The sequence below is a fragment of the Streptomyces sp. B21-105 genome (assembly GCF_036898465.1).
Classification (GTDB): domain Bacteria; phylum Actinomycetota; class Actinomycetes; order Streptomycetales; family Streptomycetaceae; genus Streptomyces.
The window spans coordinates 6,714,195-6,738,643 of record NZ_JARUMJ010000001.1 but is presented as its reverse complement, the minus strand read 5'-3'; the positions used below and the strand labels follow the sequence as shown (position 1 = coordinate 6,738,643).

Below are 24,449 nucleotides of genomic sequence, written 5' to 3'. Positions count from 1 at the left end.
GTGGGCACGTGGCGCGCATGACGTTCGTGCAGAAGCAGTTGTCGTTGTGGATTGCAGGCACCGGTGGCCTGCCTATTCAGTTGTGAAGTCCGTTGTCAGAGCTGTACCCCGCCCGCGGCAAGATCGATCTTGAGCTGTTCGATCTCTTCGGGGGAGCACTCGACCATGGGCAGGCGCAGCGGTCCCGCGGGCAGGCCCTGCAGGGTGAGCGCCGCCTTCGTCGTCATGACGCCCTGGGTGCGGAACATGCCCGTGTAGACGGGGAGCAGCTTCTGGTGGATCTCGGTGGCCTTCTGGACATCGCCGGCGGTGAAGGCCTCGACCAGGGCGCGCAGCTCCGGGGTGACCAGGTGGCCGACGACCGAGACGAAGCCGACCGCGCCCACGGAGAGCAGCGGCAGGTTCAGCATGTCGTCGCCGGAGTACCAGGCGAGGCCGGAGCGGGCGATGGCCCAGCCGGCGCGGCCGAGGTCGCCCTTGGCGTCCTTGTTGGCGACGATCCGGGGGTGCGCGGCGAGGCGGACCAGCGTCTCGGTGCTGATCGGGACTCCGCTGCGGCCGGGGATGTCGTAGAGCATGACCGGCAGTGCGGTGGCGTCGGCGACGGCCGTGAAGTGGCGGTACAGGCCCTCCTGCGGGGGCTTGTTGTAGTACGGGGTGACGACCAGGAGGCCGTGTGCGCCCGCCGTCTCGGCCGCCTTGGCCAGTTCGACGCTGTGGTGGGTGTCGTTGGTGCCGACTCCGGCGACCACGTGGGCCCGGTCTCCGACGGCCTCCAGGACGGCTCGTACCAGATCCGATTTCTCCGCGTCGCTGGTGGTGGGCGACTCGCCGGTGGTGCCGTTGACGATCAGGCCGTCGTTGCCTGCGTCCACCAGGTGGGTGGCGAGCCGCTGTGCGCCGTCGAGGTCGATCGCGCCGTCCGCCGTGAAGGGCGTGACCATGGCGGTGAGGACCCGCCCGAAGGGGGTCTGCGGAGTGGAGGTCGGAGCCATGGGTGACACGCTACTCGTTGCTCACCGTGGGGTCTGCCCTCGGGGGGCGCGAAAAGTCATGACAAAGAGGGAACCCGGCACTGCCTGCTCGGGGGTTCAAGCAGTGCCGGGTCCGTTTGATCAGGCTAGATGAACTTCTCTAAATGCCGCAATACGGACACTTCGGGCGGATGATCCGCACATACGTCTCCGTGGCCCGTGCGTGTCACGGCGCGACACGCCCGTTGGCGTTGAAGGCCGCGTAGGTGAGGGGCATGAGCCTGGCCCACTCGGCCTCCATCTTCTCGCCCACCATCTCGATCTCCCGCTGGGGGAAGGACGGGACCTTCGCCAGCTCGTGCTGGGTGCGCAGGCCGAGGAAGTGCATCAGCGAGCGGGCGTTGCAGGTGGCGTACATCGAGGAGAACAGGCCGACCGGGAGGACCGCGCGGGCGACCTCGCGGGCCACGCCGGCGGCGAGCATCTCCTGGTAGGCCTCGTAGGCCCGTACGTAGGAGTCCTCCATGGTGCGGCCGACCAGCTCCTGCTGGGCCTCGGTGCCCTCGACGAAGACGTACTTGCCGGGACGGCCCTGCTGGACGAGCTTGCGGTCCTCGCCGGGGACGTAGAAGACCGGCTGGAGCTCCCGGTAGCGGCCGGACTCCTCGTTGTACGAGTTGTGTACGACAAAACCGTCCGCGATGAAGTTGTGGTGCGGCGGCGGCATGGAGATGTCGTAGGTCATCTCCTCCCCGTCGGGCACCACGGAGAGAACGCCCTCCCAACGCACACCGTTCTGGAGAGCACGACGGCGCGCCCCGATCGGCACGCCCTCACCGTTGGTCTTCCGCTGGTGACACGGCTTGCAGGCCGGTCGCAGGTTCGCGACGTCGAGTGCCTTCGTCAGATCGGCGTCCACCGGGACGACGTGATCCAGCTCCAGGTCCTCGGCCTCGAACTTCTCGTCGCAGATGTAACAGAGGTCCATGGGCGCTACGAGCTCGGCTCGCTGCTCGGTGGTCCAGATCTGAATGCCCTCACGCAGGCGCTTCGGGATGCCCACCCGCTCGCCCGCCCCCACGCGGCCCAATCGTCCGATCCGGTCACCGACGCGCAGATCGCCGGCGCGAACCCAGCCTTCGGGAGTCCATACACGGTGATCCGCGGTGCACCGCAGAGCCTTGCCGTTCGTTGTCGACACCCTGAGGATCGGTTTCACGCCGGACTCGAAGACGTCGACCATGGGCGCCTTCTCCGCCAACCCGGTCTCCAGGTTGACGGTGTCGGCCAGGAGGTTCTGGCAGGACTTCAGCCTGCGCGTACGCCCCATGGAATCGGGCACACCGATCTTCCAGTCGCGATGAATGTCCGCGATTCGTTTGGCCTTGCCGTTCTTGCTGGTGCCGACCCGGATCATGGCGTCCCCCGGCAGGCACCAGCCCACCCTGTGGCGCATGAACTCGCGGAAGACGAAGATCGGGGCGCTGATGAAGAAGGTCATCGAGTTGTGCTCGAAGGGGCTGCCGTGCCGGTCCCGCATCAGGTAGTTGATCAGGCCCTTCGACCGCTCGGGGTCCTTGCCCAGCTCGTCGAGGGACTGCTCTCCGACGGTCGAGACGCGGGCGGCGAAAAGCACGTCGGCGTCGGACGCGGTGTGCTTGACCAGCTCGACGGTGACGTCGCTGCGGAAGCCGGGCTTGAGGTCGTCGGCGGGGCTGTCGGTCACGGTGCGGAGGTCCTTCCATCGCGTCTTCGGAGCGGCGCCAACTCTACGGGGGCCGTTGGGCCGGACGGGCAGGGGCATGCCGCGAGACTTTCTCCGGGACGTCTGCCGATATGGGGCACGTTTTCGGGCACTCGCTCGTCTGTACCGGTAGAAGATGTCCCATCCGTTTCGACGATGCCCATCCGTTCCAGGAGGAAGCACCCATCATGTTCCGTCGGCGCGAGCCCGTCTCCTTCGCCTTCCTCGCCGAGGCCGACCAGTTCCGGAGCAATGTCGTTGCCCCAGCCCCCGAGCGGTCCTCCGTGAGCCTGATAGCCGGGCGTTGGCTGCTCGGGCTCACCATCGTCGCCGGGCTGGTGGGATCGCTGGTCATCGGTATGCCGGCGCTGAGGGTCGACCACTCCTCACAGGCTCAGCAGTCACAGGCGTCCCAGGGCCGCTGACGCGGGGCCGGTACCGCCGCCACGGCCCCGATGGTGGTGAGCGGGCGGACAGGCGGATAGCCTCACCGGGCACAGCCCACGCATGGACGAGTGAGGACCAGTCGTGCCCCTGCCCTTTCTGACGGCCGACCGACCGTTCGACGCGGCGGACGACGTCGCATTGCCCTTCGAGGACCATGAGCGCTGGCGGCGCCCCTACCGGCCCGGCCCCTGGCGGGTCGGGATCGCGGCGTTGACGCTGCTGCTCGCCTCGTTCGTGCTGTTCGCGGCCGTCATCATCGCCTTGACCGGCTCGGTGTCCGAGTCCGCCGTGATCTTCGGCGGTTCCCTGCTGGTGATCATCGGCGCCCTGCGGCTGCTGCGCATGGGGGTGTGGGTGAGCGCGCGCGGGCTGCGCCATGTCGGGTTCCTCGTGACGCGAACGCTGCCGTGGGAGCGGGTCGGGGCGGTGCACACCGTGCAGCAGCCGGTGCGCTGGCTGGGGCTGCCGCGTACTGTCCAGGGGCAGGCCCTGACCCTGGTGCGACGGGACCGGCCCGCCGGGAGCACGCCTTTGCTGACCACGCACGGGGCGGACTTCCTGGCGCGCGGCGAGGCCTTCGACCGGGCGGCGGACGCGGTCGAGGCGTGGGCCTCGGAGAACCGGCGCGGCTAGTGCCGTGACCGGAAAGGTTTGCCGAGAAGCTCGCGGCGTCCGGTGGTGGGGGTACCCCCGGCCGAAGGCTGGGGAAGTGCCGTGCCGGGCGTCGCGAGCCGGTGAACCTCTCCGGTCACGGCACTAGGGGCTGTCCTGATCGCCGTGCGCACGAAGGGGCCGGTCCGCTGTGAGAGCGGGCCGGCCCCTTCGTCGCGTGCGGGAGATCAGGGGTTGGTGGAGTGCGGGGGTCAGACGGCTTCGGCGGGCTTGCCGTCGTGCAGTCTGATCGCCCGCTGCATGGCCTTGCGGGCCCGGGGGGTGTCCCGGGCGTCGTGGTAGGCGACGGCGAGACGGAACCAGGTGCGCCAGTCCTCGGGGGCCGCCTCGGTCTCGGCCTTGCGCACGGCGAACACCTCGTCGGCCGAGTCGCGGTCGACCCGGCCGCTCGGGGTCCGCTTGAGCTCGTCGACGGGCAGACCGCCCTCGGCGTCGAGTTCGACGGCGAGCGCGTTCGCCCGGCGGACGAACTGGGTGTTCTTCCACAGGAACCAGACGCCGATGACCGGCAGGATCAGCACCGCCACGCCGAAGGTGACGGTCAGCAGCGTGCCGGACTGGATGAGCATGACGCCGCGGCTGCCGACCAGGACGAAGTAGAACACCAGGACGGCGGCTGTAAGGGCGTAGGAGATCTTCGCGCGCATGACGTCAGAGGCTCAGTTCAGGTCCAGGAAGTGTTCCAGGCCGAAGGTGAGGCCGGGCGTCGACACCACCCGGCGGGCTCCCAGCAGGATGCCCGGCATGAAGCTGCTGTGGTGCAGCGAGTCGTGGCGGACGGTCAGGGTCTCTCCCTCGCCGCCCAGCAGGACCTCCTGGTGGGCCAGGAGGCCCCGCAGCCGGATCGCGTGGACCGGGACGCCGTCGACACTGGCGCCGCGCGCCCCGTCCAGCGCCGTCGCCGTGGCGTCCGGGGCCGGTGCCGAGCCTGCCGCGCGGCGGGCCTCGGCGATGAGCTGGGCGGTGCGGGTGGCGGTGCCGGAGGGGGCGTCCACCTTGTTGGGGTGGTGCAGTTCCACGACCTCGACGGACTCGAAGTACGGCGCGGCGATCTGCGCGAACTTCATGGTGAGGACGGCCCCGATGGAGAAGTTGGGTGCGATGAGGACGCCTGTGGCGGGGGACGCGGCCAGCCAGCCGTTCAGCTGCGCGAGGCGTTCGTCCGTCCAGCCGGTGGTGCCGACGACGGCGTGGATGCCGTGCCGTACGCAGAATTCGAGGTTGTCCATGACCGACGCCGGGGTGGTCAGTTCGACCACGACCTGGGCGCCGGTCCGCGTCAGCGTCTCCAGGTCGTCGCCGCGGCCGAGGGCGGCCACCAGCTCCAGGTCCTCGGCGGACTCGACCGCCCGTACCGCTTCGGAGCCGATCCGGCCCTTGGCGCCGAGGACCGCCACGCGCAGCTTGCTCATCTCTTGCTTCCTTACCGAAGTTGCCGAAGGCCTGGCGGAGGGTGTCAGGCGACCGCGTCGTGCAGTCGCGCGGCCTGCTTGTCCTTGAGCGGGCCGATGACCGACAGCGACGGGCGCCGTCCCAGGATGTCGCGGGCCACCGAGCGGACCTCGTCCGGGGTGACGGCCGCTATCCGGGCCAGCATGTCGTCGACGGACATCTGATCGCCCCAGCACAGCTCGCTCTTGCCGATGCGGTTCATGAGCGCGCCGGTGTCCTCCAGGCCGAGGACCGTGGAGCCGCGGAGCTGGCCGATTGCGCGGACGATCTCCTCGTCGGACAGGCCGTGCTCGGCGACCTGGTCGAGTTCGTCCCGGCAGATCTTCAGCACGTCGTGCACCTGGCTGGGGCGGCAGCCCGCGTACACGCCGAAGAGGCCGCAGTCGGCGAAGCCCGAGGTGTACGAGTACACGCTGTAGGCCAGGCCGCGCTTCTCGCGGACCTCCTGGAAGAGGCGGGAGGACATGCCGCCGCCGAGGGCCGTGTTCAGCACGCCGAGCGCCCAGCGCCGGTCGTCCGTGCGGGCGAGGCCGGGCATGCCGAGCACGACGTGCGCCTGTTCGGTCCTGCGGCCGATCAGTTCGACCCGGCCGGCGGCGCGGATCGCGCGGCGGCCGTCACGCGGGGCGATGGGCGTCGCGTCCGTGTTCTGGAGGGCGCCCGCTTTTTCGAAGGCCGCGCGGACCTGACGGACGACCTTGTTGTGGTCGATGTTGCCGGCCGCGGCGACCACCAGGTGGGTCGGGTCGTAGTGCTTCTTGTAGAAGCGTCGGATGCGGTCGGCGGTGAGGGCGTTGACCGTGTCGACGGTGCCGAGGACCGGGCGGCCGAGGGGGTTGTCCCCGAACATCGTCTGCGCGAACAGGTCGTGCACGCAGTCGCCGGGGTCGTCCTCGGTCATGGCGATCTCTTCGAGGATCGCGCCGCGTTCGACGTTGACGTCCTCCTCGCGGATGAGGGAGCCGGTCAGCATGTCGCAGACGACGTCGATGGCGAGCGGCAGGTCGGTGTCGAGCACGCGCGCGTAGTAGCACGTGTACTCCTTCGCCGTGAACGCGTTCATCTCGCCGCCCACCGCGTCTATCGCGGAGGAGATGTCGAGCGCGGACCTGCGGGTCGTCCCCTTGAAGAGGAGGTGCTCCAGGTAGTGCGTGGCGCCGTTCAGGGACGGCGTCTCGTCACGGGAGCCCACGTGCGCCCAGATGCCGAAGGTGGCGGAGCGGACCGAGGGGAGGGTCTCGGTGACGATGCGCAGGCCGCCCGGCAGGGTGGTCTTGCGGACGACGCCGATGCCGGCCGTGCCCTTGATCAGGGTTTGGGTACGGGCGACGGCCCGCGCCTCCGAAGAGGTGCGGGCCGTCGACTGGGAGCTGCTCGACGTCACTTGTCGGAGTCGTCCTTCGTGTCCTCGGCGGCTTCCTCGCCCTCGATCACGGGGATCAGGGAGAGCTTGCCGCGGGAGTCGATCTCGGCGATCTCGACCTGGACCTTGGAGCCCACACCGAGCACGTCCTCGACGTTCTCCACGCGCTTGCCGCCGGCGAGCTTGCGGATCTGCGAGATGTGCAGCAGACCGTCCTTGCCCGGGAGCAGCGACACGAACGCACCGAAGGTCGTGGTCTTGACGACCGTGCCCAGGTAGCGCTCGCCGACCTCCGGCATGGTCGGGTTGGCGATGCCGTTGATCGTGGCGCGGGCGGCCTCGGCCTGCGAGCCGACCTGGGCGCCGATGTAGATGGTGCCGTCGTCCTCGATCGTGATCTCGGCGCCGGTGTCCTCCTGGATCTGGTTGATCATCTTGCCCTTCGGGCCGATGACCTCGCCGATCTTGTCCACGGGGATCTTGACGGTGATGATCCGCGGGGCGTTGGGGGACATCTCGTCCGGCGTGTCGATCGCTTCCATCATCACGTCGAGGATGTGGAGGCGGGCGTCGCGGGCCTGCTTGAGGGCCGCGGCCAGGACGGAGGCCGGGATGCCGTCCAGCTTGGTGTCGAGCTGGAGGGCGGTGACGAACTCCTTGGTGCCGGCGACCTTGAAGTCCATGTCGCCGAAGGCGTCCTCCGCACCGAGGATGTCGGTGAGGGCGACGTAGTGCGTCTCGCCGTTGATCTCCTGGGAGATCAGGCCCATGGCGATGCCGGCGACGGGGGCCTTCAGCGGCACACCGGCGTTCAGCAGCGACATGGTGGAGGCGCAGACCGAGCCCATGGACGTCGAGCCGTTGGAGCCGAGGGCCTCGGACACCTGACGGATCGCGTAGGGGAACTCCTCGCGCGTCGGCAGGACCGGCACGATGGCGCGCTCGGCGAGGGCGCCGTGGCCGATCTCGCGGCGCTTGGGGGAGCCCACGCGGCCGGTCTCGCCGACGGAGTACGGCGGGAAGTTGTAGTTGTGCATGTAGCGCTTGCGGGTCACCGGGGAGAGGGTGTCCAGCTGCTGCTCCATGCGGAGCATGTTGAGGGTGGTGACGCCCAGGATCTGGGTCTCGCCACGCTCGAACAGCGCCGAGCCGTGCACGCGCGGGATGGCCTCGACCTCGGCGGCGAGCGTACGGATGTCCGTGACGCCACGGCCGTCGATGCGGGTCTTCTCCTTGATCACGCGCTCGCGGACCAGCTGCTTGGTGAGCGAGCGGTACGCGGCGGAGATCTCCTTCTCGCGGCCTTCGAACTCCGGGAGGAGCTTCTCGGCGGCGAGCGCCTTGACGCGGTCGAGCTCGGCCTCGCGGTCCTGCTTGCCGGCGATGGTCAGCGCGGAGGCGAGCTCCGGGCGGACGGCGGCGGACAGGGCCTCCAGGATGTCGTCCTGGTAGTCGAGGAAGACCGGGAAGTCGCCGGTCGGCTTCGCGGCCTTGGCGGCGAGGTCGGCCTGGGCCTTGCAGAGCACCTTGATGAAGGGCTTCGCGGCGTCCAGACCGGCGGCGACGACCTCCTCGGTCGGCGCCTCGGCGCCGCCCGCGACGAGCTGGATGGTCTTCTCGGTGGCCTCGGCCTCGACCATCATGATGGCGACGTCGCCGTCCTCCAGGACGCGACCGGCGACCACCATGTCGAAGACGGCGTCCTCGAGCTCGGTGTGCGTCGGGAACGCGACCCACTGGCCGTTGATCAGCGCGACGCGGACGCCGCCGATCGGGCCGGAGAAGGGCAGGCCGGCCAGCTGGGTGGACGCGGAGGCGGCGTTGATCGCCACGACGTCGTACAGGTGGTCGGGGTTGAGCGCCATGATGGTGGCGACGACCTGGATCTCGTTGCGCAGGCCCTTGCGGAAGGACGGGCGCAGCGGGCGGTCGATCAGGCGGCAGGTGAGGATGGCGTCCTCGGAGGGGCGGCCCTCACGGCGGAAGAAGCTGCCGGGGATCTTGCCGGCGGCGTACATCCGCTCCTCGACGTCCACCGTGAGGGGGAAGAAGTCGAGCTGGTCCTTGGGGTTCTTGGAGGCGGTGGTGGCCGACAGCACCATGGTGTCGTCGTCCAGGTACGCCACGGCGGAGCCGGCGGCCTGCTTGGCCAGGCGGCCCGTCTCGAAGCGGATGGTGCGGGTGCCGAAGGTGCCGTTGTCGATGACGGCCTCGGCGTAGTGGGTCTCGTTCTCCACTAGCATTTTCTCCGTTACTTGTCGTCTTTCGTCCCTCGCTGCCCGTGTGGCAGGGGGACGGTGGCGGAGAAGCGCTCGGTGCGGGCCGGTCTTCGATCGAAGCACCCGGGGATCTCTTTCCCGGGGGCCACTACCGAGGACCGGCGGCGGCTGGGCGCGCCTCTCCTCGTTCGGTGTGCGTGGTGACGTCTACCCGCAGCGAGTACACGTCATCAGGCTGTGTCGTACGTATGGCGTTGTGCTACCACACTACAAAGCGTCGGTGACACTCCGCATGTTTCCGCTCCACGGTCGGGCGTACGACGGGCCCTGTCGGTGGTGCGTGCCGATGCGCAGCGCAGTGGTGCGCATCGAGGTGTACAGCAAAGGGAGCGGTCCCGATTGCCGGGAACCGCTCCCCTCACGGCGTCCTACTTGGCGCCCGCCGCACCGCGGCGGATGCCGAGGCGGTCGACCAGCGCACGGAAGCGCTGGATGTCCTTCTTGGCGAGGTACTGCAGCAGGCGGCGACGCTGGCCGACCAGGATCAGCAGACCACGACGGGAGTGGTGGTCGTGCTTGTGCGTCTTGAGGTGCTCGGTCAGGTCCGAGATCCGGCGGGACAGCATGGCGACCTGGACCTCGGGAGAGCCGGTGTCGCCCTCCTTCTGACCGAACTCGCTGATGAGCTGCTTCTTCGTAGCGGCGTCGAGCGGCACGCGTACTCCTCGTAGTCTTTTCAGTGGCCACCGAGTGCCCCCGGTCTTGGTCTCGGGGGAGCTTCCGTTACTCGGGAGGCGGGGATCCGCTGGGCGCGACCTCCAGAGCCTTCAGGGGCTGCCTGAGGGGGCTTCCGGGGGTGCGTACACAAACGGCCGAGAGCCAGGGTATCAGGCCGGTGCGCCCGACCTGCCCGGATATCGCGGCGGACGGCCGGGCCGCGCTCGGGTGACGGAGGGCAGTGTACGGGCGGCGCCGGCTGGACGGAACGTAACGGAAGAACCTCTGAGCTGGGGGAACGCGGGCAAGTAGGGTGGCGCTGCAGCTCGTTGGGGCAGCGGGAACATCAGAGGAAAGGGTCGGAGCCGACATGGCCGATGCCGAGGACCAGGCAGTCAAGGCGCGCAAGGAGCGGGAGCGGGACGAGCTGTACGCGCTCGACATCTCCGGCGTCGAGTGGAAGAGCGCGCCGGGCACGGAGGATCACGAGGAGCGCGTCGAGATCGCCAGTCTGCCCGAGGGCGCCGTGGCGATGCGGTCCTCGCTCGACCCGGGGACGGTGCTGCGCTACACCGAGGCGGAGTGGCGTGCCTTCGTGCTGGGCGCCCGGGACGGCGAGTTCGACCTGGAGCCCGCGCCGCACAACGGCGGAACGGCGGCAGAGGGCACGGAAGGTACGGCAGGCACGGAGGCGTCGTCGGAATCGTCGGAGTCTTCTACGTAGGCACCGCACCACGGCGGGACGGTGACGAGGCCTCGGAGCGGGCGCCCTGTGGGTCCGTTCCGGGGCCTCCTTGTCCGGGGCCCTCCCGTCCAGGGGGTCAGCCGGTCATCGAGCGGACTGCCGAGTACACGTCGAAGACGGCCAGGGCCAGCGGCACCAGCGTCAGCAGGACGAAGCCCTCGGCGATCTCCATGAAGCGGCCCCAGAACGGGGTGAGGCCGCCCCGCGAGGTGATCAGGCCGATCGAGGTGACGATCGCCGCGGCCGCCGCGACGGCGGCGACCAGCCAGACCGTGCGGATGTCCAGGTCGGCGCGGTCGCCGGTGAGGGCGGCGCGGATCACCGAGTGGGGCGGGTTGAGCGCCAGGCCGAGTCCGAGCAGCACGAGCGAGCCGAGGCCCGCGGCCAGCACCGGGGCGACCTGCGCGGTGTAGCGGAAGAGGTGGGCGCGCATCAGCAGCGCGATGCCCGTGGCCAGCGCGAGCAGCTGGGCCCAGACGCCGTCCGAGAACCCGAGGACCGCGCAGGCGCCGACCGTGATCGCCGCGCAGCCGCCGACCAGGCCGACCAGGAGTTCGTGGCCGCGGCGGGCCTGCGCGGCGATCCGCTCGGCGTCGACCGGTTCCCGGGGCGCGGGATCTGCGCCGTAGGCGCGGCGCGAGGAGGAGTCCGGGGCGTCGAAGCCGATCGGCAGGCGGGCGAAGCGCATGGACAGGCCGGGCAGGAACGCCAGCGCGCCCACGCCGACGGGGGCGCACAGGGCGGCGGTCTCGGCCGGGCTCCAGTGCGCGAGCATCGCCGCGAACACCGCCGCGAGGCCGGCGCCGGACGCGACCACGAACGCGACGAACGGGCCGTCGCCGCGCGGGGAGCACAGGGTGAGCAGCACCGACGCCAGCAGAACGGCCGCGCAGGCCAGCAGGAACTGCAGCTTGCCGATGCCCTGGCCGTCGGCGAGCGGGAGCAGTCCGGAGCCCGCGACCGCCACGTTGGGCAGGGCGCCGAGGCCCAGCGCGATCGCGGAGCCGCGGTCGTCGTAGACGCGGGCCCGGACGCCGGCGAGGGCGACGAGCAGGACGCCGACGACGGCGGCGAGGACGCCGGGCAGGCTGTTCATGTCGTGGCGCGGGTCGCCGGTCCAGGCGACGAAGGCGAGCAGGGCCGGCAGTACGCTGCCGCCGACGAGGCCTGCGGCACGGGTGAGTTCGCCGCTCCACAGGGTGTGCTCTCGGGTGACGGCGGAGGCGACCGCCTCAGACACGTCGTCGAAGACGGCGGGCGGCAGCGACTCGGAGAACGGGCGCAGCGTGAGGAGTTCGCCGTCGAGGATGTGCTGGGCGGCGAACGAACGCGAGCTGTCGAGGACGGCGCCGTCCCGGCGGACGAGGGTGTAGCCGACCGGCGCGCCCTCGGCGGGGCTCTGCCGGGCGAGCCGGAGGATCTCCGGGTAGAGGTCGGCGACCGGGATGTCGTCGGGCAGCGCCACGTCGATCCGGCTGTCGGGGGCGACGATGGTGACCCGGCAGAAGCCGAGTCCCGTCCCCGCCGCGGGCGCGGCTGCGGCGCCGCGTCCTTCTCCGGTGGCTGCCGCGGAGGTCGTGATGCTCACCCTGCTGCTCCCCCTCAGTGATGGTCTCGCGTCGGCTGTGTGAAGGTCCCGCGCAGGTTCGTGCGGTCGCGCGGCCCGCGGTGTGCTCACGCGAACATCCGGCACCCTACCGCCCCGCGGTGGTACCAGCAGTCAGTAGGATCACGCGGCGGCCTGCGTCCGCCTGACACGGGGTGGCGGACGGTACTTCCCGGGGGCCTCGCAAGGGGATTGGTGAGCAGTGAGCCACATCGTCGTGAAGCGTCCGCCCAGGGCGCTGCCGTCCGAGGTGCCCATGGGCGAGGTCGTTCTGCAGCCTCCGCCCGAGTTGCCTCGGGGGCATCAGGAGAGCGTGCTGATGCAACTGCTGCCGACGCTCGGCATGGGCGGTTCGGTGGTCTTCTTCTTCACGAGCGGGCAGCCGTTCATGCGCATCATGGGCATGGTCATGATCGCCTCGACGGTGGCCATGTCGATCGCGATGGTGGTGCGCTTCCGGCGCGGTTCGCAGGGGCAGTTGGCGGATCTGCGCCGGGACTACCTCAGCTACCTGGCGCAGACCCGGCGTACCGCGCTCGACACCGCGCGGGCCCAGCGTGACGCGCAGTACTACCTGCACCCCTCCCCCGAGCAGCTGTGGGCCCTGGTCGCCGAGGGCAGCCGGGTGTGGGAACGGCGGCCCGGGGACGAGGACTTCGGACAGGTCCGGGTGGGCCTCGGCGCTCAGGCCCTCGCCACCCCGCTGGTCGCTCCGGAGACCGGTCCCGTGGAGCAGCTCGAACCGTTGACGGCGGGCGCGCTGCAGCGTTTCCTCGCCGTGCACGACAGTCTGGACGACCTGCCGATGGCGGTCTCCCTGCGGGCCTTCTACCACGTGACGGTCAGCGGCGAGCCGGACTCGGTCCGTTCCTGCGCCCGGGCCCTGGCCGGTTCGCTGGCCGCGCTGCACTCGTCCGAGGACCTGGTGCTGGTGGTCGCGGCGGGCCGGGACGAGCTGCCGCACTGGGAGTGGGCGAAGTGGCTGCCGCACGTCCAGGCGCCCGGCGCCGTGGACGGGGCGGGCAGCCGCCGGCTGATCGGCTCGAAGACCCGTGAGCTGGAGAGCCTGCTCGGCTCCCGGCTGACCGGGCGGCCGCGGTTCCACCCGAACGCGACGCCGCTGCCCGACGAGCCGCACGTGGTCGTCATCCTGGACGGTGTGTCGCTCCCCCAGGACTCGGTCCTGGCCAACTCCGAGGGGCTGCAGGGTGTGACGGTCCTCGAGATCGTCCCCGGTGAGCTGACGGGAACGGGCGGCGAGCTCGACATCGTCGTACAGCCAGGCGCGCTGCGGCTGGAGTCGGGACATGGGGCCGTGTACGAGGGGACGCCCGACGTGCTGTCCCCGGAGTCCGCGGAGGCGCTCGCCCGGCAGCTCGCGCCGCTGCGGATGGCCTCCGGCGGCGATGACGACGAGCCGCTGCTGGCCAACCTGGAGTTCACCGAGCTGCTGAGCCTCGGCGACGCGGCGTCGGTGGACACGCAGCGCACCTGGCGGCCGCGTTCGCTGGCCGAGCGGCTGCGGGTGCCGATCGGGGTGGGCGAGGACGGCCGTCCGGTGATGCTGGACCTGAAGGAGGCGGCGCAGGAGGGCATGGGCCCGCACGGTCTGTGCGTGGGCGCGACCGGTTCCGGCAAGTCCGAGCTGCTGCGCACGCTGGTGCTGGGGCTGGCGGTGACGCACTCGTCGGAGACGCTGAACTTCGTCCTCGCCGACTTCAAGGGCGGCGCCACGTTCGCGGGCATGGCGCAGATGCCGCACGTCGCGGCCGTGATCACCAACCTGGCGGACGATCTGACGCTGGTCGACCGGATGGGCGACTCCATCAGGGGCGAGCTCAACCGCCGTCAGGAGCTGCTGCGCAACGCGGGCAACTACGCCAACATCCACGACTACGAGAAGGCGCGGGCCGCGGGCGCCGCACTGCAGCCGATCCCCTCGCTGGTGCTGGTGATCGACGAGTTCAGCGAACTGCTCACGGCGAAGCCGGACTTCATCGAGATGTTCGTGCAGATCGGCCGGATCGGGCGCTCCCTGGGCGTGCATCTGCTGCTGGCCTCGCAGCGCCTGGAGGAGGGGCGGCTGCGCGGACTGGAGACGTACCTGTCGTACCGCGTCGGTCTGCGCACGTTCTCCGCGGCGGAGTCACGGGCGGCGCTGGGCGTGCCCGACGCGTACTCGCTGCCCAATGTGCCGGGTTCGGGGTTCCTGAAGTTCGGGACGGACGAAATGGTGCGGTTCAAGGCGGCGTACGTGTCCGGCGTCTACCGCTCGGGCGGTCAGCGGACCGCGCCGGGGAGCGGCTCGCTGCCCCTGGACCGGCGGCCGGTGCTCTTCACCTCGTCCGAGGTGCCGGTACGGTACGCGGCCGTGCCGCAGGCCCGGGCGGCCGGTGACGCGGAGGTCGACGACGCGCTGGCCGACACCGTGCTCGACGTGATCGTGCGCCGGCTGGAGGCGCAGGGTCCGGCGGCGCACCAGGTGTGGCTGCCGCCGCTGGACAGCCCGCCGTCGCTGGACGCGCTGCTGCCGGGCCTCACGGCGGTGGAGGGCCGCGGGCTCACCCAGCCCGGCTACGAGGGCGCGGGACGGCTGGTCGTGCCGGTCGGTCTGGTGGACAAGCCGTTCGAGCAGCGCCGTGACTCCCTGTGGGTCGACTTCTCCGGCGCGGCCGGCCATATGCAGATCGTGGGCGGCCCACAGTCCGGCAAGTCGACGCTGCTGCGCACGCTGATCTCGGCGTTCGCCCTCACCCACACCCCGCACGAAGTGCAGTTCTACGGGCTCGACTTCGGCGGCGGAGGCATGGCCTCGGTGGCCGGCCTGCCGCATGTGGGCGGGGTCGCGTCCCGGCTGGACCCGGAGCGGGTACGGCGGACGGTGGCGGAGGTGTACGGCATCCTGACCCGCCGCGAGGAGTACTTCCGCGCGTCGGGGATTCCCTCGATCGCCGACTTCCGGACCAGGCGGGCCCGGGGCGAGATCTCGGTCACGGACCAGCCGTGGGGGGACGTCTTCCTGGTCATCGACGGCTGGGGCAACTTCCGGGCGGACTACGAGGCGATGGACCAGGTCATCCACGAGATCGCGGCGCGCGGCCTCGGCTACGGCATCCACCTGGTGCTGACGGCGTCGCGGTCGATGGAGGTCAGGGCCGCGCTCAAGGACCACCTGATGAACCGGCTGGAGCTCCGGCTCGGCGACACGATGGACTCCGAGATCGACCGCAAGCTCGCCGCGAACGTCCCGTCGGGCGTTCCCGGCCGGGGGCAGTCGCCCCAGAAGCTGCACTTCATGGCGGCGGTGCCGCGGATCGACGGCCTCGCCTCGGACACCGAGCTGTCCGACGCCACGCAGGCGCTGGCCGCGGAGGTCTCCCGGCACTGGCAGGCCGCGCCCGCGCCCGAAGTGCGGCTGCTGCCGCGGGAGTTCCCGGCCGCCTCGCTGCCGCCGGGCGACCGCTTCCCGCGCCGCGGGGTCGCCTTCGGCCTCGACGAGGACCGTCTCGAGCCGGTCTTCGTCGACTTCGAGCAGGATCCCTTCTTCCTCGTCCTCGGCGAGAGCGAGTCCGGCAAGTCGAACCTGCTGCGGCTGCTGATCAAGCAGCTCACGCAGCGGTATTCCGGTGACGAGTGCAAGCTGTTCGTGGTCGACAACCGGCGTTCCCTGCTGGACGTGACGCCGGCGACCCATCTCGCCGAGTACATCCCGATGTCCAACTCCATGGACCATCACATGGCCGCGCTCGCCGACCTCATGCAGCGCCGGACGCCTACGGCCGACGTGACGGCGCAGCAGCTGCGTGACCGCAGCTGGTGGCGGGGGCCGACGGTGTTCGTCGTCATCGACGACTACGACCTCGTCGCCACGTCGAGCGGCAATCCGTTGGCTGGACTGACCGAACTGCTGCCGTTCGCCCGGGACGTGGGCGTGCGGTTCATCATCGCGCGGTCCACGGCGGGCGCGGGGCGCGCCTCGTACGAGGCGTTCATGCAGCGCATCAAGGAACTCGGGGCGCAGGGCGTCGTCCTGGCGGGCGACCCCGGCGAGGGCGACCTCCTGGGCGGCGTCCGCCCCCGCCCGATGCCGGCGGGCCGCGGCATCTTCGTCTCGCGGCGGCGGGGGAAGCCGTTGGTTCAGGTGGGGTTGGTGGAGGAAGGGCTGGAGGGGGCGGACGGGGCAGGAGGGGCGGAGTGAGCCGAGAGGTGGCGTGAGCGGAAGGGTGGGGTGAGTCGCGGACACTTGGTTCGCGGCTTTCCGATCAAGGGCCGGGCTGCGGGAGTGGCCGGTCCTCGCCCCTGATTTTTGGCCGCGGCCGATCCATGGGCAAAGCATCGCGGAAAGTATGGTGAGTTCGGGATATCGCTTGGGGTGACCCACTGGATCCGTTGTGTCAGTGACACGGCGTCGTCGTCGCATGGACATGGGGCCTGAGGGGACGACGGTGACGCTGGGACGACGCGCGCAACGGAAGGGGAGCTACGCATGGCGTGGGAGGAATGGGAGCAGTTGAAGGCCGGGGCGGCCGATCGGCATTCCACTCGGATGCAGCTCAACCATGTGCCGACCGAACCCGGCACGAACAACACCTACGGCTACCTTGTGGCTGGCCACAAGGACCTGGAGGCGGTCGGTAAGGCGGCTCACGACCTGTTTCAGGACTTCACCACCTACAGCGGGCACGCGCGCGTGGCGTCGGAGGCCGCCGCGGGCGGACTCAAGGGTGAGAACTTCGCCCTGGGCGCGGCCCTCGACCATGTGACGGAGCGCTGGGGCGAGCAGAGCAAGACGTTGCTGGACGCCTGCGCCCATATCTCCAACCATCTGCGGTTCACGAAAAACCAGCACGCCGCCGACGACTCCTACATCGCCGGTGCGGTCAGCAGCATCGCTCTGCTGGACGAGGGCTTTGACGACCGAAAGGGCCACTGACCCGATGGATCTCGACGCCCTGCGCCACGGAGACCTCTCCAAGCTCGGTGAAGCTGTCACCGATTGGCACCAGATGACGAAAAGCTCGCAGAACTACAGAAGGACGCGGAGACCAACCTCAAGGCGTAGGCGGACACCGCCAGGTGGGCCGGGATGAACGCCGCCGTCAGCCTCCGCACGGTCACCGTCACCGGGAACACACGGCCCGATTGTGCGTCGGACCCAGCGGAGAGAGCGGGGCGACGTACCAGAAGGCGGCGGACGCCCTCCGCGACGAGATCCAGGCAATTTTGACCAAAGCGACGCAGAGGTACAACAGCGCCGCAACGGTTCCCCGGCTCCTCGTCGACCAGGCGAAGTACGGCTTCACCGACGCCTCGTACGCCGACCGGGGCTCCGCTGCAAAGGCCGTCGCGGCTGCGGAGAAGCTGGCGAAGTTGGCCAAGGACCCGGCCCACATGAGTCTCGACGACATCAGAAACTTCAATCGCACGATGGAGACCTACAACGGCGATCCCCTCTTCGCGGAACAGTTCGCTACACGCCTCGGGCCCAAGGGATTCGGGCTTCTGACTGACCAGTCAGATCAGGCAAGAACTCGGGATACACGGGGAGCAACGGGTGGATTACAAGCCGAGTGGCGGCGGCCCGTCGTTCGAGAACGTGTCTCACAATGGATCACATATCGAAGCAGGGAAGGGAGCAGGGCGTTGGGGTGGGATAAGTCGGAACAGGCGAAAAGCGAAGCTGGCGGACGGATGCAGCTCAATCAGGTGGACCCCGGCAATGGTCGTAACGGCGCGCCTGACCTGGCCTCCACACCCGCGCAAAAGAAGGCCGCGGCGAACGCGATCGAGCAGCATCTCGAGCCGGACACCAAGAAGGCCGGCGACGTCGCTGAGGAGAAGACCAACACCGCGGTCAAGGAGTTCAACGGCAAGGGCGGCCATGGCTGGGACACTTCCGATGCGCTCAAGAAGGCACACGGCACGTGGGAGAAGCAGGTCAAAGCACTGATGGACCGCCTTTCCGCGGACAAGAGCGCGCTCCGCAGCACTCACATCCTGTTCCAGAACCAGGACATCGACATCGCCAACAAGGTCCGTCAGTCGTCCAACCTCGACGGCTACTGACGATCCGCCGCCGACCGCCGCACCACGCCACCGGAACCACGGGGGAGACACCATGCCGACGTACCACGAAGCGATGACCACCCATCTGTCCTCGCTGACCAGCGCGGCAGACAAGTGGGACGACATGGCAGGCGAGTTCAAGAAGCTCGAAGAGGTGTACGAACGAGACGTGTCGAAGATAGCCAGCGGCCAGACCTGGCGGGGATTGGCCGCTACCGCAGCCAACGATCGCTTCAAGATCACGTTGCGTGAGTATCAGGCCGCGCAGAAGGAGGCCAAGGCGATCGCTGCCCTACTGCGCGATGCCCACACGCAGTTCGCCGATCTCCGGGGCAGACTCAAGTCCGTGCGCGCCGATGCCATCAAAAATGGTATGAGGCTGTCCGAGGAAGGCGTCGTCGCCTTCGACACCGAGCAGCTCAGCGATGCCTCCCGCACCGCCTACCACCACGACCCAGACTACCAGGCCGCAGCCCGCAAGGCGGAGGGCGAGTGGAACGAAGCCATCAAAGCCGCAGTCCAGGCGATCAACGACGCCGATGACGCCGTGAAGATCGCATTGGAAGCAGTGGTCCTCGATACCGACCTCACCGATGGAACCCTCAACGGCTTCAACCGCAACGCCAAGACGACGATCGACGCATATACGCCGGAGCAGTCGTCGGACGCCACTCAGGTAGATGGTTGGGTCTCCGACGGCAAGGCCTCCTTCACGGGCCCGGACACGAGCTTCAGCGCGAAAGGACCTGCATACGGGAAGGAGGGCTCAGTCAAGGCAGCTGCTGACCTATTTCACGGAACTGCAGAAGGCTCGCTCACCAATGGGCAGATGAAGCTCTCCGGAATCGCGGACGGCTACGGCGGCGCCAGGGCCACCGCAAACTTCGGGATCACAGAGAGTGGCGTCGTCGGCAAGGCGGAAGCCTCCGTGGGAGCGCGTGTCTTGACAGAGGGCCGCGCCGAGTATGGGAACTACGGCGCCTACGTCCGAGGCGAAGGCTTCGCCGGTGCCGAGGCCGCAGCGAACCTCAAGGTCACCAAAGATGAAGTCACCATCGGAGGAAAGGCATTCGCCGGTGCGAAAGCGGGAGCTGCCGGGGGTATCGAAGTCGGCGGGATCGGCGTGGGTGGGACAGCTGAGGCATGGGCCGGACCTGGCGCTGAGGCGTGGTTCGGTTGGAAGAAGGACAAAGAGACGGGCGTCTGGAGCATTGGTGGAGACGCTGGCCTTTCGCCGGGTACCGGAGGCAAGTTGGGGTTGGAAATAACGATCGACCCGGACAAGGTGGCCAAGACGGTTGTGGAAGTGGCCGATGCGGTTGGCGTCGATGACGCCGTCGACTTCGTGAGCGGAATCTTCGACTAGCGAATCCAGAGGAAGAAAGTGGCTGAGATGCCCGCAGTACTGCCAGTGCCCATCGAGTTTCGCTTGCCCGAAGGCTGGTTTCCTGCTCGTCCGGATGCCATCGATACCTCGGACATCGCGTTTGCCGCAGTGCTCCCTGCACAGGACAGCAACTTCACCACGAATATCACGATCGGTGGCGACGTGCTGCCGGACGCGGTGAGTCTCGCGGAAGTGGCCGGTGAGTCTGTGGAGGGACTACGTGCAGTTACCGATGTGTCAGTCGTCTATGTTCGGGAGGTAGGCACGGCGGACACACCTGGCCTGACGCAGAAACTCACATTCACTGCCGCCGTCAACGGAATCCCTGAGGATCTGGTCCAATCGCAGGTGTATCTGGTGATGTCCGACACTATGGATCCGCGCCGACGTGCCGTGATCCGACTGGTACTGACCACCACAGCTGCAACATTCGATGAAGTGCTGGGGGATTTCCAGGACTTCATCCGCAGTGTGCGTCCGGACACGAAGACAGGGGCAGCGTGATGGGGCGGCTATGGGACAAATTCACGGGAACTAGGCACGCCGCAGGCGATATTTCTCCGCGGTCCGCTGAAGACCTGAGCACCACACTCCTTGGTCTGAACAGACCAGATGTCCGGTACGTCGTCCGCAACAGCACTCGAGAGGAGGGTGCCGATTTGGTCGCGGAATGCAAACTGCCCGAGGTACGCGTCACCCTCAAGGTCCGCATGCGACTGGACCAAGACCGCCACGAGGTGCGTGCCCTGGAGGAGCGGTGGAAGTCTTCGGAATACTCGCGCGATGAGTATTCCCGGGGCCCGGCGGGCGCGATCTACAGCCAGTGGCGATACGAGAAGGGCCCCGACGGTCATCGGCAGAAGGTAGAAGTCTTGCGGTTCGACACCCGTAAGGACTTTACAAACCCGCTGAAGGATGCAGTTCTTGCCGCAGGATGGACGTGGCGCGGCGTACTACGGAAACTGTGATCCCGGGCGACGACCTCACAAACTGGCCCAACGCGATAAGTGCACCCGAACCGTCTTCCCACAGTGCTGGCGCCGCCACGGCTTCGGTGTAGTGCGAGACGCCCAGTTCGTGACGTTCTGTCAGCTCGGCAGTGCCCCAGAACGTGACAGGCGCGGCTTCCAAGATCATGGATTTCTCTATGCCTCGTGATCCGAGTGGAAGACCGTGCCTGCCGACGCATCATCGCTGATCCCGCCTGCCCTTGACCAACTTCGCGAGCAACCCGAGATTTACTGTCGGTTCTCGTGCCCAAAGCCAAGCCGTGGGAGAGCAGGCCGACGCCGCCCTGAAGAATACGCTGCCCCGCGCAAACTCCGTTGCCACTCCCCCCGCATCACCGGCACCGTCAAGACCGTCCTGGCCTCGCACCTCTCCACAGCAGCAACCCGAGGTTGCCACGGTCGGATACGTGGACGAGGACAGCGTAGCCAGCAACGACAACAACAAGGGAGCCTGCTCACCGTGACAGGCGCCAGAGTCACCTACGACGAGACCGCGAACGCAGCGTACGTATACCTCACCGAACCGCGGGCCCGCGTGACGTCCGCGCGCACGTATCCCTGCGATCCGGTGGACGTCGACGGCGTGATCAACCTCGACTTCGACGACCAGGGCCGCCTTGTCGGCATCAGGTGCTGGCGGCCAGTTCGAAACTGCCCGAGTACCTGCTCCAGTCCGCGGAGCGACTGGACGCCGACGGCGCATGACCGGCTCAGTGTCGTCGGCCATCGAATTTCCTTCTCGAAGACCCCCCGTATCGGCACCAACGCCATGGGGCAGGGCCTGGATCGGGCCTACAAGCCGGAGCGGTCCAGGCCCTTGGCAGGTCACCAGGGGAAGCGCCTCAGCGTCGGGCGTCTAGCGCTGCCTGGGTGGGGTGCCGGCGCTCGTCCGGGCTTCCTGCGGGCACGGGTGGTGGCAGGGGCAGGGGCAGCGGTGTACGAGCAGCAGGCCCCTACCGTGTGGGAGCGGGATGTCTTGCAGGCGGCGGCACGCGTCGTGTACGTCCTCGTAGCCGGGCCGATGCGCCAGAGCGCATTCCGGCGACAACTCGCGCGCCTCTCCCGGCCTTTCGGTCAAGCCCCGGCTCACGGTTCGCTCCCGGCTCGGCGGGGCGGGGACAGGACGGTGAGGGCGTCCGGCTGCGGCGGGTAGTGCGCAGCGCACACCTGGCACGCGTAGACGACGAAGCCCGGCCCCGAGTTCTGATGGACGACGCCCACCACGACCGGCGTCTCAGTGATCACCTCGCAGCGCACGCACATCCGCACGGGCGATCGGGGTGCCCTGTCCCCCGTCCCCATCACGCCGCCCTCTCCGCGCCGACGACGTGCCGGTCCAGGTCGATGCCGAAGTCCGCCGCGAGCACCAGGGCCACCCGGCGCCGGGTCTGCGTCTGCCGTGTCCGCTGCTGATCAAGTACCTGTTTCCGTTCCCGGCCGTGGTGAGTTTGTTCAACCTCGAGTACGTACGGGCGTACCGGGATCGTGGCTCCGTCCAGAAGTTCGGGCAGTCCGTACGGGGAACGGGCTGCGGGGAGTCGCCGTACGGCCCCTGCGTCCGGCTGTGCGGCAATGCCGGTGTCGGCCGGTACGGCGGAGCGTGCGCCCGCCCTCCGCCTGCCGGTGCCGGGCGCGAACACGCCCAGGATCCAGCGCAGCAACGCGTGGATAATGCTCACTGTCATCAACCTCCATAGGGTTGGCGGCCATGCCCCCGGACGGCGCCTACCGTCGCGGGGGTCCTCTGCAGACATCGACTGTACGGCAACTTGGAACGTCTTGGTACGTCCTTTCACGTGCCATGCCGCCCTATGCTGTCTTGAGCTGGCCTTTTACGCTCTAACGCGTGATAGACATCGACCGCGAAAGCATCGTCCCGATGTACGTGCAGCTTGCGTCCGCCCTGCGTGAGCGCATCCGACGCGGCGAGATTCCGATTGGTCGGCGCATCCCTTCGCACCATGAGCTGGAGCAGGAGACGGGCGGAGCGGTGAGCCGCCGAACCATCAAGTCCGCCATCGAGGTGCTACAGGCCGAGGGAACCGTTCAAGGAGTCCAGGGCAAGGGCGTGTTCGTCATCGCCGTGCCCGCCGGTACGTCCGAGGAGGACGACGGCAACGGCTGACGGGGCGACGTCAAGGGCGGCTGCTGCGACATTGCACAGGGTGGGCACCTCCCGTGCGTGCCCACCCTGCGTTGCGACATATGTGCCTGCACTTACATGAAGTAGCTGGCGCCCTTCAGGTCGCCGCCGCGGTAGTCACCGCCGGCGCCGTGGACCTTGTGCGAGATCTGCATCAGGGCCGTGTGAATGCCCCGTGCGTGCTTGTTCCACTCTTCGCTCTTGCCCTGGAACGCCTGGAACGCCTCGCCGCCCCAGCCGGCCGACACGTTGAGCACGGCCTGCCGCAGCGCCTCCAGGTCGTCCTCGAGCTTCTTGGCCTGGTCGCCGAGCTCGGTCGCGAGCGCGTCCATGGTGCCGTACGTGACGGCAAGTTCGTCGTAATGAGCTCCGGACATGTTTCCCTCGTCTCTGTGCAGATGTCAGCCGGAATCGTCAGTCCGGACAACGATGTGGTTGAGCGCGATGCGTGGCTCGGGCTCGTCAGTAGCTGCTGAGCGCCGAGGTCTTTCCACCGAGGTCGTCGACCGAGATCTTGGTGAGGTCCGCCGTGATCTGGTCCTCGAGGTTCTGCTTGTCGGACTTGGTCATGTGGATGCCCTCGAGGAAGTCCTCGAGCATCTTGCCGATCCCCACCATGTGAGTGTTGATCTCCGTCTGCTTGGCGTTGAACGCGTTGGCGCCCTGGCCCGTCCACGCCTTCTCGATCATGTCGATCGTGCCCTGCAGCTTGGCAAGGGAGCTCCGGATGTTGTCGTACCGGTCGATGACTTCCTTCTGGAGCTTGTGTACATCGCCGTCATTGAGCTTGCGGTCGACCATTGCGACACTCCTTCTTCGTGAGCTTCGATTCGCTGCTGACTGCGCGGTGGTCTGTGTGTCAGAACCGTTGCGGGTGACGGTTCTTCGTCATACATATGTCGATCCGGCACCTCGCCGTGAGCGGATCAGGGCGAAGGCGCCGCCTCCGATCACCAGAACGGCTGCGGCTGCTCCGAGCGCGATCCACATCGTGGTGTTGTCGGAGGCGTCGGCGGTTGCCGCTGCGGGGGCCTGATCGTCCGTCGAGTCCTTCGAGGGCTGCGGCGAGGCTGACGCGGAAGCGCTGGCGGAGGGCGCGTTGCCCGCCGCGTCCGTCACGCCCGTGACGCTTTCCTTGGCGAGGGGGTCGGTGCCGGCCGGGGAGGCCGCCGTTCTTCTCGCAGCGCAACTCCTTGGCCATGGCCAGCGAGACGGAGTGAGCCACAGTCGCGTAGGCGTCCTTCAGCGCCTCGATGTTGCCCTCGGGTTCCTTCGGCACAGCCCAGTGCTCGACACCAATGACGATGTGGGCCACTTTCGTCGGGTTGGAGAACATGTTGCTCCGGCACGCGAAATAGACGTACGCCTGGTCCGCTGCTGCCAGGGCTTTCTCCCCCATCTTCAGCACAGTGAACTTCTTCGGGTCCGCAGTGCCGTCCGACGGAGCGCTGTCGTCCAGCCTCCACGTGATCCTGAGCTCAAAATCCGGCGTGTCGAGCGGCGTGTAGAACACGGCAGGCATCCTCCATCACGGTGGGAGGGAACGCCTCGACCAGATGCTTCGCGGCCTTCGCGACGGTGTACTCCTTTCCCGACGCCTCGAACCGCGACGACCCCGTGATCACCTTCAGCGCCCGGGACGCATCGGCGGACACCGCCTTGCCACCGCAAAGTTGCGTCCCCGCCACCACCTTGTAGTCCTTCGGAAGCCCGTCGTCATCACCGTCATCTCCACAACCCGTCACCCCGAAAAGCAACGAGCCGGCCATGGCTGCGGAGAGCAGCCCCCCGCGCACCGACCCACGACTGATCACTGCCCACATCCTCATGTCCCCTTGACCGTCCACCAACATCAGCCGGTCTTTGGGTTGTTAACCAGCAGGTGAACCGTTCGGTGAAGTGGT

At 68.5% G+C, this 24,449-nt stretch carries 25 protein-coding genes and 1 pseudogene; 10 read left to right on the top strand and 16 right to left on the bottom strand.

The window, feature by feature from the left end; genetic code table 11:
* Positions 1–95: 95 nt before the first annotated feature.
* The 3 genes and pseudogenes from dapA to QA802_RS30525 all read right to left on the bottom strand — a co-directional run.
* Positions 96–995, bottom strand: coding sequence for a 4-hydroxy-tetrahydrodipicolinate synthase (gene dapA / locus QA802_RS30540; RefSeq protein ID WP_334529265.1), 900 nt, complete (start codon positions 993–995; stop codon positions 96–98).
* Positions 996–1,200: 205 nt separating this feature from the next.
* Positions 1,201–2,304, bottom strand: a complete 1,104-nt coding sequence (gene thyX / locus QA802_RS41695; RefSeq protein ID WP_443042303.1) for an FAD-dependent thymidylate synthase — start codon at positions 2,302–2,304, stop codon at positions 1,201–1,203.
* A gap of 105 nt (positions 2,305–2,409) precedes the next feature.
* Positions 2,410–2,700, bottom strand: a pseudogene (locus tag QA802_RS30525) (FAD-dependent thymidylate synthase); the annotation flags it as partial.
* Between the two features lie 206 nt (positions 2,701–2,906).
* On the opposite strand from QA802_RS30525, the gene QA802_RS30520 reads away from it, so the two are divergent.
* Positions 2,907–3,143 (top strand): hypothetical protein, encoded by a 237-nt coding sequence (locus QA802_RS30520; protein WP_334529262.1) that lies wholly within the window; start codon positions 2,907–2,909, stop codon positions 3,141–3,143.
* Positions 3,144–3,246: 103 nt separating this feature from the next.
* A complete protein-coding gene (locus QA802_RS30515) occupies positions 3,247–3,798 on the top strand; it encodes an SCO5741 family PH domain-containing membrane protein (protein WP_334529259.1) in 552 nt (183 codons plus the stop codon).
* A 230-nt stretch (positions 3,799–4,028) separates the two neighbouring features.
* Here the strand turns inward: QA802_RS30515 and QA802_RS30510 are convergent, their stop codons facing one another.
* The 5 genes from QA802_RS30510 to rpsO all read right to left on the bottom strand — a co-directional run bounded on the left by QA802_RS30510 (position 4,029) and on the right by rpsO (position 9,587).
* Entirely contained in the window at positions 4,029–4,484 is a 456-nt protein-coding gene (locus QA802_RS30510; protein WP_334529256.1) for a tetratricopeptide repeat protein, read from the bottom strand.
* A gap of 12 nt (positions 4,485–4,496) precedes the next feature.
* Positions 4,497–5,249 (bottom strand): 4-hydroxy-tetrahydrodipicolinate reductase, encoded by a 753-nt coding sequence (gene dapB, locus QA802_RS30505; protein WP_334529253.1) that lies wholly within the window; start codon positions 5,247–5,249, stop codon positions 4,497–4,499.
* A gap of 44 nt (positions 5,250–5,293) precedes the next feature.
* Complete coding sequence (locus QA802_RS30500; protein WP_334529250.1) at positions 5,294–6,673, bottom strand: M16 family metallopeptidase; 1,380 nt, start codon at positions 6,671–6,673, stop codon at positions 5,294–5,296.
* On the bottom strand, positions 6,670–8,889 hold the full coding sequence (locus QA802_RS30495) for a polyribonucleotide nucleotidyltransferase (protein ID WP_319172345.1): 2,220 nt from the start codon (positions 8,887–8,889) through the stop codon (positions 6,670–6,672). Before QA802_RS30495 ends, QA802_RS30500 begins: the two co-directional genes overlap by 4 nt.
* Positions 8,890–9,299: 410 nt before the next feature.
* Positions 9,300–9,587: a 30S ribosomal protein S15 gene (gene rpsO / locus QA802_RS30490; RefSeq protein WP_057579463.1), complete on the bottom strand. Its 288-nt coding sequence runs from the start codon at positions 9,585–9,587 to the stop codon at positions 9,300–9,302.
* Positions 9,588–9,958: 371 nt separating this feature from the next.
* Between rpsO and QA802_RS30485 the strand changes: the two genes are divergently transcribed.
* On the top strand, positions 9,959–10,312 hold the full coding sequence (locus tag QA802_RS30485) for a DUF397 domain-containing protein (protein WP_334529246.1): 354 nt from the start codon (positions 9,959–9,961) through the stop codon (positions 10,310–10,312).
* A gap of 97 nt (positions 10,313–10,409) precedes the next feature.
* Here QA802_RS30485 and eccD read toward each other — a convergent pair whose 3' ends face one another.
* Entirely contained in the window at positions 10,410–11,921 is a 1,512-nt protein-coding gene (gene eccD, locus QA802_RS30480; RefSeq protein WP_334529243.1) for a type VII secretion integral membrane protein EccD, read from the bottom strand.
* A gap of 220 nt (positions 11,922–12,141) precedes the next feature.
* On the opposite strand from eccD, the gene eccCa reads away from it, so the two are divergent.
* From eccCa to QA802_RS30455, 5 genes are all read left to right on the top strand, one after another.
* Positions 12,142–16,137 carry a type VII secretion protein EccCa gene (eccCa, locus tag QA802_RS30475; RefSeq protein ID WP_334529241.1) on the top strand — a complete coding sequence of 1,332 codons (3,996 nt, stop codon included), beginning with the start codon at positions 12,142–12,144 and terminating at the stop codon, positions 16,135–16,137.
* Between the two features lie 288 nt (positions 16,138–16,425).
* The gene (locus tag QA802_RS30470) at positions 16,426–16,872 is read left to right on the top strand and encodes a hypothetical protein (protein ID WP_319172349.1); all 447 of its coding nucleotides are present in this window, start codon (positions 16,426–16,428) and stop codon (positions 16,870–16,872) included.
* Positions 16,873–17,081: 209 nt separating this feature from the next.
* Entirely contained in the window at positions 17,082–18,005 is a 924-nt protein-coding gene (locus tag QA802_RS30465; RefSeq protein ID WP_334529238.1) for a hypothetical protein, read from the top strand.
* Positions 18,006–18,078: 73 nt separating this feature from the next.
* Complete coding sequence (locus QA802_RS30460) at positions 18,079–19,371, top strand: hypothetical protein (protein WP_334529235.1); 1,293 nt, start codon at positions 18,079–18,081, stop codon at positions 19,369–19,371.
* Between the two features lie 27 nt (positions 19,372–19,398).
* Positions 19,399–19,896 carry a hypothetical protein gene (locus QA802_RS30455; protein WP_319172356.1) on the top strand — a complete coding sequence of 166 codons (498 nt, stop codon included), beginning with the start codon at positions 19,399–19,401 and terminating at the stop codon, positions 19,894–19,896.
* Positions 19,897–20,289: 393 nt separating this feature from the next.
* On the opposite strand, the gene QA802_RS30450 is transcribed toward QA802_RS30455, so the two are convergent.
* Positions 20,290–20,529 (bottom strand): hypothetical protein, encoded by a 240-nt coding sequence (locus QA802_RS30450; protein ID WP_334529232.1) that lies wholly within the window; start codon positions 20,527–20,529, stop codon positions 20,290–20,292.
* A gap of 36 nt (positions 20,530–20,565) precedes the next feature.
* Between QA802_RS30450 and QA802_RS30445 the strand changes: the two genes are divergently transcribed.
* Complete coding sequence (locus QA802_RS30445; protein ID WP_334529229.1) at positions 20,566–21,555, top strand: DUF2283 domain-containing protein; 990 nt, start codon at positions 20,566–20,568, stop codon at positions 21,553–21,555.
* Here QA802_RS30445 and QA802_RS30440 read toward each other — a convergent pair.
* Positions 21,489–21,647: a hypothetical protein gene (locus tag QA802_RS30440; protein WP_319172353.1), complete on the bottom strand. Its 159-nt coding sequence runs from the start codon at positions 21,645–21,647 to the stop codon at positions 21,489–21,491. The genes QA802_RS30445 and QA802_RS30440 overlap by 67 nt on opposite strands.
* A 56-nt stretch (positions 21,648–21,703) precedes the next feature.
* On the bottom strand, positions 21,704–22,087 hold the full coding sequence (locus QA802_RS30435; RefSeq protein WP_334529226.1) for a hypothetical protein: 384 nt from the start codon (positions 22,085–22,087) through the stop codon (positions 21,704–21,706).
* Positions 22,088–22,248: 161 nt separating this feature from the next.
* On the opposite strand from QA802_RS30435, the gene QA802_RS30430 reads away from it, so the two are divergent.
* On the top strand, positions 22,249–22,527 hold the full coding sequence (locus tag QA802_RS30430; protein WP_334529223.1) for a GntR family transcriptional regulator: 279 nt from the start codon (positions 22,249–22,251) through the stop codon (positions 22,525–22,527).
* Positions 22,528–22,619: 92 nt separating this feature from the next.
* Here the strand turns inward: QA802_RS30430 and QA802_RS30425 are convergent, their stop codons facing one another.
* The 4 genes from QA802_RS30425 to QA802_RS30410 all read right to left on the bottom strand — a co-directional run bounded on the left by QA802_RS30425 (position 22,620) and on the right by QA802_RS30410 (position 24,359).
* Complete coding sequence (locus QA802_RS30425; RefSeq protein WP_057579477.1) at positions 22,620–22,922, bottom strand: WXG100 family type VII secretion target; 303 nt, start codon at positions 22,920–22,922, stop codon at positions 22,620–22,622.
* Positions 22,923–23,007: 85 nt separating this feature from the next.
* Positions 23,008–23,346: a WXG100 family type VII secretion target gene (locus QA802_RS30420; protein WP_334529220.1), complete on the bottom strand. Its 339-nt coding sequence runs from the start codon at positions 23,344–23,346 to the stop codon at positions 23,008–23,010.
* Positions 23,347–23,404: 58 nt separating this feature from the next.
* Positions 23,405–24,058 (bottom strand): hypothetical protein, encoded by a 654-nt coding sequence (locus QA802_RS30415; protein WP_334529217.1) that lies wholly within the window; start codon positions 24,056–24,058, stop codon positions 23,405–23,407.
* Positions 24,024–24,359: a hypothetical protein gene (locus QA802_RS30410; protein ID WP_334529214.1), complete on the bottom strand. Its 336-nt coding sequence runs from the start codon at positions 24,357–24,359 to the stop codon at positions 24,024–24,026. Before QA802_RS30410 ends, QA802_RS30415 begins: the two co-directional genes overlap by 35 nt.
* Between the last annotated feature and the right edge of the window lie 90 nt (positions 24,360–24,449).

Excerpts from the sequence above, each read along its gene's own strand:
- dapA (WP_334529265.1), bottom strand. The coding sequence starts at position 995 with ATGGCTCCGACCTCCACTCCGCAGACCCCCTTCGGGCGGGTCCTCACC.
- QA802_RS30425 (WP_057579477.1), bottom strand. The coding sequence starts at position 22,922 with ATGTCCGGAGCTCATTACGACGAACTTGCCGTCACGTACGGCACCATG.
- QA802_RS30510 (WP_334529256.1), bottom strand. The coding sequence starts at position 4,484 with ATGCGCGCGAAGATCTCCTACGCCCTTACAGCCGCCGTCCTGGTGTTC.
- QA802_RS30450 (WP_334529232.1), bottom strand. The coding sequence starts at position 20,529 with ATGATCTTGGAAGCCGCGCCTGTCACGTTCTGGGGCACTGCCGAGCTG.
- thyX (WP_443042303.1), bottom strand. The coding sequence starts at position 2,304 with ATGGGGCGTACGCGCAGGCTGAAGTCCTGCCAGAACCTCCTGGCCGAC.
- QA802_RS30455 (WP_319172356.1), top strand. The coding sequence starts at position 19,399 with ATGCCCGCAGTACTGCCAGTGCCCATCGAGTTTCGCTTGCCCGAAGGC.
- QA802_RS30520 (WP_334529262.1), top strand. The coding sequence starts at position 2,907 with ATGTTCCGTCGGCGCGAGCCCGTCTCCTTCGCCTTCCTCGCCGAGGCC.
- QA802_RS30435 (WP_334529226.1), bottom strand. The coding sequence starts at position 22,087 with ATGACAGTGAGCATTATCCACGCGTTGCTGCGCTGGATCCTGGGCGTG.
- QA802_RS30460 (WP_334529235.1), top strand. The coding sequence starts at position 18,079 with ATGACCACCCATCTGTCCTCGCTGACCAGCGCGGCAGACAAGTGGGAC.
- dapB (WP_334529253.1), bottom strand. The coding sequence starts at position 5,249 with ATGAGCAAGCTGCGCGTGGCGGTCCTCGGCGCCAAGGGCCGGATCGGC.
- QA802_RS30470 (WP_319172349.1), top strand. The coding sequence starts at position 16,426 with ATGGCGTGGGAGGAATGGGAGCAGTTGAAGGCCGGGGCGGCCGATCGG.
- QA802_RS30485 (WP_334529246.1), top strand. The coding sequence starts at position 9,959 with ATGGCCGATGCCGAGGACCAGGCAGTCAAGGCGCGCAAGGAGCGGGAG.
- QA802_RS30420 (WP_334529220.1), bottom strand. The coding sequence starts at position 23,346 with ATGGTCGACCGCAAGCTCAATGACGGCGATGTACACAAGCTCCAGAAG.